Source organism: Stenotrophomonas sp. NRRL B-14846 (assembly GCF_050473585.1).
Classification (GTDB): Bacteria; Pseudomonadota; Gammaproteobacteria; order Xanthomonadales; family Xanthomonadaceae; genus Stenotrophomonas.
In genome coordinates this window covers 3,902,531-3,916,116 of the sequence record NZ_JBFLUN010000022.1, presented here as the reverse complement: position 1 = coordinate 3,916,116, position 13,586 = coordinate 3,902,531, and the positions used below count along the sequence as shown (strand labels likewise).

Below are 13,586 nucleotides of genomic sequence, written 5' to 3'. Positions count from 1 at the left end.
TTGGGGTCAGATCCCTTTTCCGCAGGAAAAGGGATCTGACCCCGATGGGACCCCACGGGCACAAAAAAAGACGCCCCTGTTTCCAGGGGCGTCTGCAGTCGCGTCATGACTGTTGTGTTGCGGTGTAGCGTTTACTGCTGCACAAAACCGATCTTCTTCATCTGAGCATTCTTCGCGGCGGCCAGAACCTTGGCCATCACGTCGTACTCGGAATCCGGGCTGGCGTCGATGCGCAGTTCCGGCTGGTTGGTCGGGTCACGCTGGACCTCCTGCTCCATCCGCTGCTGCAGCTCGCCGGTATTGATCGGGCTGTTGTTCCACGAGACCTGGTTGCTGGCGTCGATCTTCAGTTCGATCGGCGGCGGCGGTTCGACCAGCTGCGGCGGTGGGTTGAGCACGCGCTGCGGCAGGTCCACGGCGATCGGGTACGTCATGATCGGCGCGGTCACGATGAAGATGATCAGCAGAACCAGCATCACGTCCACGAGGGGCGTGACGTTGATGTCTGCCATGGGGCCCTTGCCACCACCACTACTGAATGCCATGGCTTATTGCCCCTTTTCTTTGGTCGCAACGAAGCCGACGTCCAGCATGCCCTGTTCCTGCGCGACCTTGGTCAGGTCGTTGATGACGCGCATCTTGGTGGTGCGGTCACCACGCAGGTTCAGCGGCGGCTGCGGGGTCTGCTGTGCGGCGGTCGCCAAGCGCGACTCGAGAGTCTGCTTGTTGATTTCTTCGTCGTTCCAGTAGATCGAGCCGTCTTCCTTGACTGCCAGCGTGATCGGGTTCGGACGCTTTTCAGCATCTTCCGGCTTCTGGATCAGGTTGGCTTCCGGCAGATCCACCTTGACCTTGTGGGACATCAGGGGCGCCGTGATGATGAAGATGATCAGCAGCACCAGCATCACGTCCACGAGGGGCGTAACGTTGATGTCGGCCATGGGGCCGCCGCTGTTACCACTACTGAAAGCCATAACGGGCTCCGTCTAGATCTTGGTGACTACTTACTTCGTCGCTGGGTGACGCGCGCCGCAATTAGCGGACGCGCGAACCGGTGGCGAAGAAGTCGTGCAGGTCGTGCGCGAAGGTATCGAACTTGCTGATGGTCGCGCTGTTGATCTTGCTGAAGAAGTTGAAGGCGAACACGGCCGGGATTGCGACGAACAGACCGATCGCGGTCATGATCAGCGCTTCACCCACCGGGCCGGCAACGGCGTCGATCGAAGCGGAGCCGGTGGCACCGATCTTGATCAGCGCGCCGTAGATGCCCCACACGGTACCCAGCAGACCGACGAACGGAGCGGTCGCGCCGACGGTGGCCAGCAGGGTCATGCCCGACTGCAGCTTGTTGCTTTCGCGGGTGACGGCCTGACGCAGAGCGCGGTCGACGAACTCCGAACGGCTCAGGTTCTCACCGACGCCGCCGGTAGCACCGCCTTCAGCGCGCTGGTGGTGGGCAGCTGCCTGGGCAGCGTCCAGGGCGATCTTCGAGAACGGCTCCGAAGCCGGCTGCTCTTCCATCGCACGGATGGCGTCCTGCGCGTTCGGGGTGTCCCAGAACAGGCTGACGACGCGATCAGCGGCGCTCTTCAGGCGGGTGGCACGGAAGATGTTGATGACGGTCCAGTACCAGGACATGGCCGACATGGCGATCAGGGTCAGCAGCACGACCCAGGAAACCGCGAAATCACCCGGCTTGGTGGTCATTTCGTGGATCAGGTGCTCGAAGCCCATCTGCGACAGGGCGTTGGACGGATTGCCCCCGGCAGCAGCGGCGATGAAAATTTCCTGCAGCATGACGCTTACCTTTGTTGTGTGTGGTGATAAAGGGTGTAGCTAAGCTAAACAATCGAACTGGGAGCGGGGGTGGCCAGGCGGCCACCCGCGCGCATCAGTTCAGCGCAAAGTTGACCGGGACGCGAACGCGACCTGCCGCCTTCTTACCGCCAGATTCAGCGGCGTTGAAGCGCCACTTGCGAGCCGCTTCCATCGCAGCACGGTCCAGGTCGCGGTTACGGCTGGACTTTTCCACCGTGACATTGGTGACGTTGCCGCTGGCATCGACATCAATGATCAGGATCACTTCGCCCTGGATACCAGCGCGGAAGGCTGCCGGCGGGTAGCGCGGCGGATTCATGGCCTTCGACGAGATGTCCACGCTGGCCTCGATCGAGGTCGGCGGAGCCGGCGGCGACGGCGGCGACGGCGGGGTGACGATGTCGTTCGGACGCGGTTCCGGCACGTCCACGACCGGCGCCTGCGGCGGCGGCGGGACCGGCGACGGCTTCGGCGGCGACAGATTCTTCACCGGCGGCGGCGGAGTATCGGTCGGCGGCGGCGGCGGCGGCGGCGGGGGCGGCGGCGGCGGTGCGTCGACGATGGTCACCATGACGTTACGCTCCTTCTCAGCCACGGCCTTGGGGGCCACAGCGGGGATCAGGAGCATCATGAAGGCGGCCAGATGCAGGGCGATTACAAACGCGATGCCGACGATGCGAGGCCAGCTCAGCCCCTTGTCATCGGGTTGTTCGTACCGGTGAACGACTAGTTGTTCCGTCATGCGCCAAGAGCTCAATAGTGGGGCCGGAATCCCGGGGGCGGGATCCCTGATCAGCGGTGCATGACACCGCAGGAACCTCCAAGCTTATACCAATCCTGAGCGCCTGCGCATCAACTGAGCAGGCATTCAGGCGTTATTCCTACTTACTTCAGGTTGATGATTTTTTTGGCATCAGCCTGGTTCTTCACGCCCTTCGCCAGCGCCTGCTGGGCGGCCTGCTTGGCCTCGGGGACGCGACCTTCGGCATGCAGGACGCGTGCCAGGTTCAGGTAGGTCTCACCGTCCTTGGAGAGCGGGGCGGCCTTCTGCCACGCATCGATCGCCTGCGGCACCTGGTCGGAGTAGTAGTAGGACTGGGCCAGCGCCAGGTAGACCTGGTAATCCGGCTTCAGGATGCCCTTCTGCAACCCTTCGTTGATGACCGCGATGACGTCCTTTTCCTTGTTCTCGGTGTTGGCATAGATCGAGTACAGCTGCTTGTACTCGCGCTCTTCGGTGAGCTGGCCGCTGCTGCGCAGCTTGTCCATCACCGCGGCGGCCTTCGGCATCTGGTCAGCCTGCATGTACATGTTGGCCAGATTCAGCTGGGCCTTCTTGTCCGTCGGGTTCTTGGCCGCCAGCGCTTCCGCGGCCTGCACGGCCTCACCGGTCTGGCCGGCTTCGGACAGGGCCGCCATCAGCAGCTGGTTCCAGTTGTCCTTGGGCTCGGCGGCGCCGGCGATGGCCTGCTTCAGCACCGGGATCGCTTCCTGGTAGCGCTCCAGCTGGTACAGCGCCTGGCCCTTGGCGATCAGCTCTTCCGGCTTGGTCGACTTGCTCTCGGCGAAGTACTTGTCCAGGGTGGCCAGGCCTTCGGCGGTCTTGTCTTCCTGCAGCTGCAGCTGGCCCAGCATCAGCATCGACTGGAAGTGGCCGTTGTTGTCCAGGCCGTTGAACTGGATCACCTGCTTCAGATACGCGATGGCGCCCGGCACGTCGTCGGTCTGGTACGCGGCCTGCGAGGCCAGCTGCGCGGCCAGCGACTTGTCGTACTCGTTGGAAGCGCTGTCGGCCAGGATCGCGTCAGCCTGTTCGCGCGTCTCCGGGAACTTTTCCTTGTTGTAGCTGTCGATCATTTTCTGCAGCTTGCTGCCCATCTTGGCCGAGGCCTTGGCGGTCGGCTCCTGGCGGGTCGCATTCGGGTACAGCGGTTCGGCCTTGGCCTGCTTGCTGCTGCCGCCGCGGCTGCCACGGTCGGAGGAACGCGAGGACTGCGCAAAGGCATCGGTGACCACGGCGCCGGTCAGGGCGGTCGCGACGAGGACGGAAAGCACAGCTTTGTGGTTACGGAAAATCATCGTTCACCTCGATCGAACCGCCGGATAGCGGCAAAGTCGGACTGTCAGAAAAATCTGAGCCGCCAAACGTATCAGAAACAGATGGCGTGAGAAATCGTTTTATGTGCTGCAATACAGCATAGAACTGCGCACTCATCCGCACTTTGGCCGCAGCCCGGCCGCCTGCGCCTGCTGATAGACCGGCGTCAGGCCCGGTGCATCACGTCGCAGCTCCTGGATCCGGTTGGCCGGATCGGGGTGGGTGGACAGCCATTGCGGGCTGCGACCGCCGCTGGCGGCCATCATGTTCTGCCACAGGTCCACGGCCTGGGCCGGGTTGAATCCGGCCTGCGCCATCAGCCGCTGGCCAATCACGTCTGCCTCGCTTTCCTGGGTGCGCGAGCCCGGCAACAGGAAGGCCGTCTGCGCGCCCATCCCGCCCAGCTGGTTGACCGTACTGGCGGCGCCATCGCCATAGGCGGCACCAGCCAGCGCGCCCAGCACGGCCAGGCCGGTCTGCGCGCCCATCTGGCGGGTGATGCGTTCTTCGTGGTGACGCGCGATGACATGGCCGATCTCATGGCCGATCACGGCAGCCAGCTGGTCCTGGTTCTTGGCGACGGTGAAGATGCCGGTGTTCACGCCCACTTTGCCGCCAGGCAGGGCAAAGGCGTTCGGTTCCTTGTCGACGAACACGGCCGTCTCCCACCGTACGCCACGGTACTGAGGCGGCAACTGCGCGACCAGGGCATTGACCACGCACTGCACATAGCCGTTCTGGCGGCCATCGGTGCTGATCTTCTCTTTCTGCTTGGTCTCGGCGAACGCCTGCGCACCCAGCTGGTCCAGCTGTGCCTGCGACACGCCGCCGACCATCTGCCGACGCCCGGTCGGCGACGTGGTGGTCGCGCAGGCGCTGACCAGGGTGGTGATGACAAGGGCCAGCAGCAGTTGTTTCATGGGTCCACCCCCGTGTTCATATGTGCAGTGTGTAACGTACCTGCTTAATCTTTCGTCAAGCGGACACGGCGTTACGTTGCGCCAAGAAACACCATGGCGGCGAGGGCGACGGCGTTGTTCAGGGCATGGGCGGTGATGGCGGCCCACAGCGTGCCGGTACGGCGGTACAACCAGCAGAAGGCAGCGCCCATGCCGCCGTAGACCAGCCACAGCTGTGCCATGCCCAGCAGCGAATTCTTGCTGATACCGGGCACTTCATGGACCAGGGCGAACGCCAGGCTGCTGAGGATGAGGCCCAGCCAGGGGCGACCGGCCTGCCACAGGCGCCCGAACAGGACGCGGCGGAACAGCAGCTCTTCGTAGGCGGGGGCGAGGACGACCGCAAACAGCACCAGGAACAACGGGAAGCGCGCGATCGCGCTCTGCATCAGTTCCACGTTGGTCGGCACCGGCTCGATGCCGAACTGCTTGGAAAGGAAGGCGATGCCGTTGCTGCCAAGCACGATCAGCGTGGCCACCAGCAGGGTCCAGCCCCAGGTGGAAGGCCGCTGCAGCGCCTGTCGCGAGGCCAGGCGTTCGCCGGCGTTCGCCGGGCGGCGCCAGAAGTACAGCAGCAGCGCGGCGCCACCGGTGGCGATCAGGGCCATCAGGATCTGCGCCAGGGCACCGGGCTGGCCCACTGCCGCGCCGACGGCATCGGGTGTCAGTGCGCCGCCATTGGCTGCGGCGTTGGCGTGGCTGACCACGATCGCACGGTAGAAGCCCCAGAACAGGCCAGTGACCATGCTCAGGCCGACCAGGGTGACGGCGGCGATGCCCAGGTCGATGAAGAAACCTGCCAACGGTGCCACGGCGCGCGGCGGGGTAGACGCCGGCGGAACCGGAGGCGGGGCGGCGGAGACCGGGGCGGATGCGGACATCAGGTACCTGCGTTCAAGGGACGAAGGCCGGTGCAGCTCCCCGCGCACCGGCCAGGTCCCGATTGTGTCAGATATCCAGGTTGGCGACCTTCAGCGCATTGTCTTCGATGAAGTCGCGACGCGGTTCGACCACATCGCCCATCAGGGTGCTGAAAATCTGGTCGGCGGCGACCGCGTCTTCGATACGCACCTGCAGCAGGCGACGGGTTTCCGGGTTCACTGTGGTATCCCACAACTGCTCCGGATTCATTTCACCCAGACCCTTGAATCGCTGGATCTGACGGCCGCGCTTGGCCTCCTCGAGCAGCCAGTTCTGCGCCTTGGCGAAGCTGTCGACTTCGATCGACTTGGCGCCGCGGGAAATCGTCGCGCCTTCGCGCACCAGGCCGTGCAGCAGCTTGGAGGCCTGATGGATGGCGCGCAGTTCGCCGCTTTCGAACGCCGACATCGGCAGCACCTGGATGTGCTGCTCGCCCATGTGGCGACGGGTCACCAGCACGGCAGCGGGGCGTTCCTCGTTGGCCTCCTGCAGTTCCAGGCTGAAGCGCGGGCTGCCCAGGCTGCCCTGGTTGAGGCGCTTGGCCAGCGCATCCAGGCCTTCGCCTTCGCCGGCATTGCGCAGGCTGTCCATGTCCATCGGCACGAAATCGACCAGCGCTTCGAGCAGGTTGCGGTCATAGCGGTGGGCGTTGCGTTCGATGGAATCGAGCGCGGCGGCATAGGCCAGCAGCAGCTTTTCCAGCGCCAGGCCTTCGATGCCCGGTTCGCCGGTGGCCGGCACCAGCGCGGCGTTTTCCACCGCACTGCTGGCCAGGTAACTATCCAGCGCCGGGTCGTCCTTCAGGTACAGCTCCTGCTTGCCCTGCTTGATCTTGTACAGCGGCGGCAGGCCGATGTAGACGTAACCGCGCTCGATCAGCTCCGGCATCTGACGGTAGAAGAACGTCAGCAGCAGGGTGCGGATGTGGGCGCCGTCGACGTCGGCGTCGGTCATGATGATGATCTTGTGGTAGCGCAGCTTGTCCGGGTTGTACTCGTCACGGCCGATGCCGGTACCCAGGGCGGTGATCAGCGTACCGACCTGGTCGGAGGACAGCATGCGGTCGAAGCGTGCGCGTTCCACGTTGAGGATCTTGCCGCGCAGCGGCAGCACCGCCTGGTTCTTGCGGTTGCGGCCCTGCTTGGCCGAACCACCTGCCGAGTCACCCTCGACGATGAACAGTTCGGACAGCGCCGGATCCTTTTCCTGGCAGTCGGCCAGCTTGCCCGGCAGGCCGGCGATATCCAGCGCGCCCTTGCGGCGGGTCAGGTCGCGGGCCTTGCGGGCGGCTTCACGTGCACGCGCGGCGTCGACGATCTTGCCGGCGATCGCCTTGGCTTCGTTCGGGTTTTCCTGCAGGAACTCTTCCAGACGCGCGCCAAAGGCGTTTTCCACCGCCGGGCGCACGTCGGAGCTGACCAGCTTTTCCTTGGTCTGGCTGGAGAAGCTCGGGTCCGGCACCTTCACCGACAGCACCGCGATCATGCCTTCGCGCATGTCATCGCCGGTCAGGTTGATCTTGGCCTGCTTGGCGATGCCGTTCTGCTCGATGTAGTTGTTGAGCACACGGGTCAGCGCACCGCGGAAGCCGGCGAGGTGGGTACCGCCGTCCTTCTGCGGAATGTTGTTGGTGAAGCAGTACATCGTCTCCTGGTAGGAGTCGGTCCACTGCAGCGCCACATCCACGACGATGCCGTTGTGCTCGCCGGTAACCGAGATGACGTTCGGGTGCAGCGGAGTCTTCAGCTGGGCCAGATGCTCCACGAAGCTGCGGATGCCGCCTTCGTAGTGGAAGTCATCGCGACGGCCATCGCCGCGCTCGTCAGCCAGAACGATCTTGACGCCGGAGTTCAGGAACGACAGTTCGCGCAGGCGGCGGGCCAGGATGTCGTAGTGGAATTCCACGTTGTCGTGGAAGGCGACGGTCGACGGCCAGAAGCGCACGGTGGTGCCACGCTTGGTGGTGGCTTCCAGCTTGGCCAGTGCGGTCACGGCTGCGCCGTTGCTGAATTCCTGCTGGTAGTGGGAGCCGTTCTGGAACACGTCCACCAGCAGCTTCTGCGACAGCGCGTTGACCACGCTGACGCCGACGCCGTGCAGGCCGCCGGAAACCTTGTAGCTGTTGTCGTCGAACTTGCCGCCTGCGTGCAGGACGGTCATGACCACTTCGGCGGCGGACACTTCGCGACCGAGCTTGGCGCTCATCTGCTCGTGCTTGCCGGTCGGGATACCTCGGCCGTTGTCGGATACCGAGACCGAGCCGTCGGCGTGGATCGTCACTGCAACGTGGTCGGCGTGGCCGGCCAGCGCTTCGTCGATCGAGTTGTCGACGACCTCGAACACCATGTGGTGCAGACCGGTGCCGTCATGCACGTCGCCGATGTACATGCCGGGACGCTTGCGGACAGCCTCCAGGCCTTCCAGGGCGGTAATGCTGTTGGCGTCGTAATTGCCGTTGTTTGCCGGGGTGTTCTGTTCGTCGCTCATTGCGCTTGCCGTAGGCTCCGCAGGTCGGCCACCGCTTGGAGCGATGCGCCGAGAATGAAAGGATTCCAACCCGAATTATACCAGCCGGGGTCGAGCGGCCCTGGTGTGCCCACTATGGCACAGCCACGATCTGTGCATGTTCCACGTGGAACCGGGCGATGTGGGTCAGTTCTTCCAGCGCCGCCGGCGTTTCGGTAGCGGTGATGAAGATCTGTGCCGGTTCATTGAGCAGGCGCTCCAGAACCCGCGCCTGGTGGGTGCGATCCAGCTCCGAGGCCAGATCGTCCAACGCGATCACCGGCCATTCGCCGCGCTGCTCGGCATAGTCCTCAGCCTGCGCCAGCAGGCAGGCCAATGCCGTCAGCTTGGCCTGGCCGCGGGACAGTGCATCGCGACCAGGAATGCTGTGGAAATCCACGCTCCAGTCTGCCCGGTGCGGGCCGACCGAGGTGTATCCGGCCTGGCGGTCACGTTCCCGGGCCAGAAGCAGGGCATCGGCCAGAGGGAGCTCGTGCCGACGCCAGCCCGGGCTGAGTTCCAGGGCCTGGATGCCGAGTTGCGGGGCCAGGCTGGAAGCCAGCGCCACGGTGCGCTGCTGCAGACGCTCCAGGTAGTGCTGGCGGCGGCTGGTCAGGGGTTCGCCGGCCTCGGCCAGTTCGTGATCCCAGGTATCCAGCATCCGCGACGGGCCACCCTGCTTGAGCAGGGCATTGCGCTGTTTCAGTGCCCGCGAGTACCGACGCCACAGGGACAGGAAATCAGGTTCCACGTGGAACAAGCCCCAATCGAGGAAGCGGCGGCGGGGTTCACCACCTCCGCTGACCAACGCATGGCTGCCTGGCTCGAACGTGACGACCGCAAGCGCTGCGCACAGATTGCCAAGCTGGGCCACGTCTTCGCCGTCCAAACGTCCCTTCCAGTCCTGTCCGCTGTGGCGCAGGCCGGCCTTTCGGCGGTGCGGCGGGTGATTGGCACGTTGTTCGTCCCATTCCACGAAGATCTCCAGCGCTTCCTGGCCCTGGCGCACCAATCCATCGCGGACACGACCTCGGAAGCTGCGCCCATAAGCCATCAGATGCAGGGCCTCGAGCACGCTGGTCTTGCCGGCACCGTTGTCGCCGGTCAGCAGGTTCAATCCTGGCTGGGGCGACAGATCCACCGCACTGAAGCGACGCAGTTGGTGCAGGGCGAGGCGGCGGATAAGCATGGGGCGCGAAGGACCATCCGCACGGGGCGGTAGAGGGACAGGGAATCCATCAGCTTACTGCATCGGTCAAGCCGACATGGCCCGAAGCGGCTGCCGAGCCGATGGGATGAACATGGCCGGATCCGGATCGCGTGTTCCACGTGGCAGCGCCTCAACGCGGGCCGTTATCACAGCCCTGAACTGTCCTCGAAATCTTCAAATCTGCAGTGGGTGGCAGGGTGTAGACCCTCAGAATTCAACGATTTCACGGCTCATCGCGCCCCACTTGCACGCCACCACTTCGGCAGTCGCGCTGCATGACCCGCAGATTTCTTGAAATCTACGACGCCCTCTCCTGGACGGTTCCACAGATTTCAAGAAATTCATGCCGACCGTTTCACGCTGTCCACAGCGGCCATGTATGACTTATACACAAGGTATGGGCAATCTGTGGATAAAAAAGGCCTTTTACCTTGCCCTTAAAACTATCCACAGGTTCCCCCCCAGCCTGAGGTGCCTCTATACAGGGGGTTTCAGGTGCATAAATTTCTTTTAAATCAGTCAGATAAGGCATTTTTCCACGAGATCTGGCCCTACCATCACCACCATGCTTTAGATTTATACCCAGATTTAGAAGCTAGGCTTGCCCCGATCTGCCCCAAACCAGGGCTGTGGACAGTGGCGTTTCCAGAAGGGCTGCGAACTTTCAGAGTCGCGTTCCAATCGCTGGCTGATGGGGACGCGGGAGATGGAAGCTCGATCTGAGCATCCTGCGGCTGCAGCCGAAAGCGATTCGGAGTGATCAATGCACACATGGCCCGCTATCCAGCGTCTCCAGTGCAACCATCGCGGAAGGATCAGTGGAAGCCATCAAGCATCCACCGACGGGGAACTCTCGGCTGGACAGGATCCAGCTCAATGGTTCGCCTTCAATGCTCCACGTGGAACCAAAAAAAACGCCCGGGAAGATCCCGGGCGTCCTTCGGTTCCACGTGGAACAACGCTGCTGTCAGAGACGCAGCGGCATCACCACATGGCGCGACTTCTCGCTGCTCGATTCACGCACCAGCGCCGAGGAGTTGGAGTCGCGCAGCTGGATGATGACTTCCTCATCGCGCAGGGCGGAGAGCGCATCCAGCAGGTAGTTCACGTTGAAGCCGATGGCCAGATCGCTGACCGTGGTGTCGGCTTCGATCTCTTCCTGGGCCTCTTCCTGCTCCGGGTTGTGCGCGCTGATCTTCAGGTTGCCCGGCGAGACTTCCACGCGGATGCCGCGGTACTTCTCGTTGGACAGGATCGCGGCACGCTGCAGCGAGGCACGCAGCGCTTCGCGATCAACCTTCACTTCGCGGTCGGCGCCGATCGGAATCACCGCTTCGTAGTCCGGGAAACGGCCGTCGATCAGCTTCGAGGTGAAGGTGACATCGTCGCGCTTGACCCGGACGTGGCTGCGGCCGACTTCCAGCTCGATCTCGCGATCGCCGCTTTCCAGCAGGCGCTGCAGTTCGGTTACGCCCTTGCGCGGCACGATGATCTGGCGCTTGGAACCGCTGGGCTTGGCCAGATCGGTTTCACACAGCGCCAGGCGGTGGCCGTCGGTGGCGACGGTACGCAGGGCATCGCCGCGCAGATCGAACAGCAGGCCGTTGAGGTAGTAGCGCACGTCCTGCTGGGCCATCGCGAACGCGGTGCGTTCGATCAGTTCCTTCAGGGTCGCTTCGCCGATGGCCACGCGCTCGGTGGCTTCCACTTCGTCAACCGACGGGAAGTCGTTGGAGGGCAGGGTGGCCAGGGTGAAGCGGCTGCGGCCGGCCTGCACGGTGATCTTGTCACCGGTCTGCGAGACGGTGATCCGGCTGCCGTCGGGCAGGGCGCGGATGATCTCGAACAGCTTGCGGGCGGGGATGGTGGTTTCGCCGTCCTGGGCATCTTCAACCGCGATCCGCGACACCATCTCCACTTCCAGGTCGGTACCGGTCAGCGACAACTGGCCGTTCTGCACCTGGACCAGGAAATTGGCCAGAACCGGAAGGGTCTGGCGGCGTTCGACCACGTTGACGACCTGTGCCAACGGCTTGAGAAAGGCTTCGCGCTGCAGTGTGAAACGCATGTGGTTCCGTGCCCCTATGCTTTAAAAAATGTGGAATAAATCAAAAGCTTGGTGGTGCTGGTAGAGACAGAATCGCTGGAAAACAACGCTAAGTCTTTGTAAATAAAAGAATTTCTAACCTCGAAACCCTCTGTATTACCGACCCCCAGGGGGTGGGGAAAGCTGTGGATAAATCCAGCGCGATTTCAAACGCCATTTTTATCCACAACGTGTCCCGCGCTTGCTACCGGATTCTGCACCGTTTTGTGCGATGACGCCTCATCGGCATCCGTGCATCATTCGCTCAGCTTCCGGATCAGCTTGTCCCAGTCCTCGCGGAGCTTGCCGTCGGTTTCCATCAGGGTCCGGATCTGGCGGCAGGCATGCAGCACCGTGGTGTGATCGCGACCGGCAAAGGCGTCGCCGATCTCGGGCAGGCTGTGCTCGGTCAGTTCCTTGGTCAGGGCCATGGCGACCTGGCGGGGGCGGGCCAGCGAGCGGGTCCGACGCTTCGACAGCAGATCCTTGATCTGCAGGCCGTAGTAGTCGGCAACGGTTTTCTGGATGTTGGGAATGCTGATCGCCTGCTGCTGGGCGCGCAGCAGGTCGCGCAGGGTTTCCTGGGCAAATTCGGTGGTGATCGCGCGGCCGGTAAAATTGGCGCGGGCGGTCAGGGTATTGAGCGCACCTTCGAGGTCGCGCACGTTGGAGCGCATCTTCTTGGCGATCAGGAACGCAACATCATCGGGAATCTCGGCACCGCGTTCGCGTGCCTTGGCCAGCACGATCGCGGCGCGGGTCTCGAAGTCCGGCGGTTCGATCGCGACCGACAGGCCCCAGGCAAGCCGCGACTTCAGGCGCGCTTCCAGGCCTTCGACTTCGCGCGGATAGCGGTCGCAGGTCAGGATGATCTGCTGCTTGCCATCGAACAACGCGTTGAAGGTGTGGAAGAACTCTTCCTGGGTGCGGTCCTTGCCGGCGAAGAACTGGATGTCATCGATCAGCAGCGCATCCACCTGCTGGAACTGGCGCTTGAACTGATCCATGGTCTTTTCCTGCAGGGCCCGGATCATCGCGCTGAAGAACTGCTCCGAACGCAGGTACAGCACCTTCGCACCCGGGTTGGCCTGGCGCATGGCATTGCCGGCGGCGAACATCAGGTGGGTCTTGCCCAGGCCGGTGCCTCCGTACAGCAGCAGCGGGTTGTGCGCACGGTCGCCCGGCTTCTGCGCCGCCTGGAAGGCAGCGGCCAGGCCCAGCTGGTTGCTGCGGCCTTCGACGAAGTTGGCGAAGGTGTAGTGGTTGTCCAGGTTGCCGGCGAAGGGCACCTGCGGTTCGCTGGAAACATGCGCCGACGGCGTGGAAACCGGCGTGTTCTGCGCCTCCACGGGGCGCGGGCGCGAGCCGATTTCAAGAAAAACGTCGCTGAAACCGGCGAAATGAGCCAGCAGCTCGCGGATCCGGGCCAGGTACAGCTCGCGGACCTGGTCGACGATGAAGGCATTCGGTGCATACAGCACCAGGCTGTCCACGCGCAGATCGGCCTGCAGCGGCTTCAACCAGGTATGAACGTCTTCCGGCGGGAACTCCGCTTCGAGGCGCTCGAGACTACGGGACCAGGCATCCATCAGCAATAATCGTCCGGTGGCCGGGGCATGGACGCGACAAGGCGCCCAAACACAGGCCGGAAAGGGGGGAAATGGATGGCTCAGACTACCACCGAGCGCCCGCCTTCGGAATGCTTGTCCCCTACTTATTCACAAAAACATCCACAGCTATTGCACAGCCCAGTGAATTCGCGTAGCTGCCAGGGGTTGACGCGGGGTAGGGTACCTCTCTAGAATTTCCGGTTCTTTCCGTCCCATTCATACGAGAGGCCCCCAATGGCCACGAAGCGCACCTACCAGCCCAGCAACCTCAAGCGTAAGCGCGACCACGGCTTCCGTGCCCGTATGAAGACCGCTGACGGCCGCAAGATCCTGTCGCGTCGCCGCGCCAAGGGCCGCAAAGTCCTGAGCGCCTGATTGC

General features: G+C 63.4%; 12 protein-coding genes. 1 reads left to right on the top strand and 11 read right to left on the bottom strand.

Annotation, left to right across the window (positions count from 1 at the left end; all coding sequences use genetic code 11):
• Window positions 1-131: 131 nt before the first annotated feature.
• The 11 genes from AB1281_RS20190 to dnaA all read right to left on the bottom strand — a co-directional run bounded on the left by AB1281_RS20190 (window position 132) and on the right by dnaA (window position 13,186).
• Window positions 132-545, bottom strand: a complete 414-nt coding sequence (locus AB1281_RS20190) for an ExbD/TolR family protein (RefSeq protein ID WP_004153330.1) — start codon at window positions 543-545, stop codon at window positions 132-134.
• A 3-nt stretch (window positions 546-548) separates the two neighbouring features.
• On the bottom strand, window positions 549-974 hold the full coding sequence (locus AB1281_RS20185) for an ExbD/TolR family protein (protein ID WP_005421196.1): 426 nt from the start codon (window positions 972-974) through the stop codon (window positions 549-551).
• A 61-nt stretch (window positions 975-1,035) separates the two neighbouring features.
• Entirely contained in the window at window positions 1,036-1,797 is a 762-nt protein-coding gene (gene exbB, locus AB1281_RS20180; RefSeq protein ID WP_005411738.1) for a TonB-system energizer ExbB, read from the bottom strand.
• A 94-nt stretch (window positions 1,798-1,891) separates the two neighbouring features.
• Window positions 1,892-2,560: an energy transducer TonB gene (locus AB1281_RS20175; RefSeq protein WP_008265902.1), complete on the bottom strand. Its 669-nt coding sequence runs from the start codon at window positions 2,558-2,560 to the stop codon at window positions 1,892-1,894.
• Window positions 2,561-2,703: 143 nt separating this feature from the next.
• Window positions 2,704-3,897: a tetratricopeptide repeat protein gene (locus AB1281_RS20170; RefSeq protein WP_014035419.1), complete on the bottom strand. Its 1,194-nt coding sequence runs from the start codon at window positions 3,895-3,897 to the stop codon at window positions 2,704-2,706.
• A 132-nt stretch (window positions 3,898-4,029) separates the two neighbouring features.
• On the bottom strand, window positions 4,030-4,836 hold the full coding sequence (locus AB1281_RS20165) for a M48 family metallopeptidase (protein WP_075675778.1): 807 nt from the start codon (window positions 4,834-4,836) through the stop codon (window positions 4,030-4,032).
• 71 nt (window positions 4,837-4,907) lie between these two features.
• Window positions 4,908-5,756: a CPBP family intramembrane glutamic endopeptidase gene (locus AB1281_RS20160; RefSeq protein ID WP_430346809.1), complete on the bottom strand. Its 849-nt coding sequence runs from the start codon at window positions 5,754-5,756 to the stop codon at window positions 4,908-4,910.
• Between the two features lie 67 nt (window positions 5,757-5,823).
• Window positions 5,824-8,283: a DNA topoisomerase (ATP-hydrolyzing) subunit B gene (gene gyrB, locus AB1281_RS20155; RefSeq protein ID WP_430346808.1), complete on the bottom strand. Its 2,460-nt coding sequence runs from the start codon at window positions 8,281-8,283 to the stop codon at window positions 5,824-5,826.
• A 112-nt stretch (window positions 8,284-8,395) separates the two neighbouring features.
• Window positions 8,396-9,490: a DNA replication/repair protein RecF gene (gene recF, locus AB1281_RS20150; RefSeq protein ID WP_430346807.1), complete on the bottom strand. Its 1,095-nt coding sequence runs from the start codon at window positions 9,488-9,490 to the stop codon at window positions 8,396-8,398.
• A gap of 988 nt (window positions 9,491-10,478) precedes the next feature.
• On the bottom strand, window positions 10,479-11,579 hold the full coding sequence (gene dnaN / locus AB1281_RS20145) for a DNA polymerase III subunit beta (RefSeq protein ID WP_005411731.1): 1,101 nt from the start codon (window positions 11,577-11,579) through the stop codon (window positions 10,479-10,481).
• A gap of 275 nt (window positions 11,580-11,854) precedes the next feature.
• Window positions 11,855-13,186: a chromosomal replication initiator protein DnaA gene (dnaA, locus tag AB1281_RS20140; protein WP_014035414.1), complete on the bottom strand. Its 1,332-nt coding sequence runs from the start codon at window positions 13,184-13,186 to the stop codon at window positions 11,855-11,857.
• A 255-nt stretch (window positions 13,187-13,441) separates the two neighbouring features.
• Here dnaA and rpmH point away from each other — a divergent pair, with 255 nt between their 5' ends.
• A complete protein-coding gene (gene rpmH, locus AB1281_RS20135) occupies window positions 13,442-13,582 on the top strand; it encodes a 50S ribosomal protein L34 (RefSeq protein ID WP_005411729.1) in 141 nt (46 codons plus the stop codon).
• The last annotated feature ends 4 nt before the right edge of the window (window positions 13,583-13,586 follow it).

Coding starts and splice junctions, on each gene's coding strand:
- exbB (WP_005411738.1), bottom strand. CDS start 1,797: ATGCTGCAGGAAATTTTCATCGCCGCTGCTGCCGGGGGCAATCCGTCC.
- gyrB (WP_430346808.1), bottom strand. CDS start 8,283: ATGAGCGACGAACAGAACACCCCGGCAAACAACGGCAATTACGACGCC.
- AB1281_RS20165 (WP_075675778.1), bottom strand. CDS start 4,836: ATGAAACAACTGCTGCTGGCCCTTGTCATCACCACCCTGGTCAGCGCC.
- rpmH (WP_005411729.1), top strand. CDS start 13,442: ATGGCCACGAAGCGCACCTACCAGCCCAGCAACCTCAAGCGTAAGCGC.
- recF (WP_430346807.1), bottom strand. CDS start 9,490: ATGCTTATCCGCCGCCTCGCCCTGCACCAACTGCGTCGCTTCAGTGCG.
- AB1281_RS20175 (WP_008265902.1), bottom strand. CDS start 2,560: ATGACGGAACAACTAGTCGTTCACCGGTACGAACAACCCGATGACAAG.
- dnaA (WP_014035414.1), bottom strand. CDS start 13,186: ATGGATGCCTGGTCCCGTAGTCTCGAGCGCCTCGAAGCGGAGTTCCCG.
- AB1281_RS20160 (WP_430346809.1), bottom strand. CDS start 5,756: ATGTCCGCATCCGCCCCGGTCTCCGCCGCCCCGCCTCCGGTTCCGCCG.
- AB1281_RS20170 (WP_014035419.1), bottom strand. CDS start 3,897: ATGATTTTCCGTAACCACAAAGCTGTGCTTTCCGTCCTCGTCGCGACC.
- dnaN (WP_005411731.1), bottom strand. CDS start 11,579: ATGCGTTTCACACTGCAGCGCGAAGCCTTTCTCAAGCCGTTGGCACAG.
- AB1281_RS20185 (WP_005421196.1), bottom strand. CDS start 974: ATGGCTTTCAGTAGTGGTAACAGCGGCGGCCCCATGGCCGACATCAAC.
- AB1281_RS20190 (WP_004153330.1), bottom strand. CDS start 545: ATGGCATTCAGTAGTGGTGGTGGCAAGGGCCCCATGGCAGACATCAAC.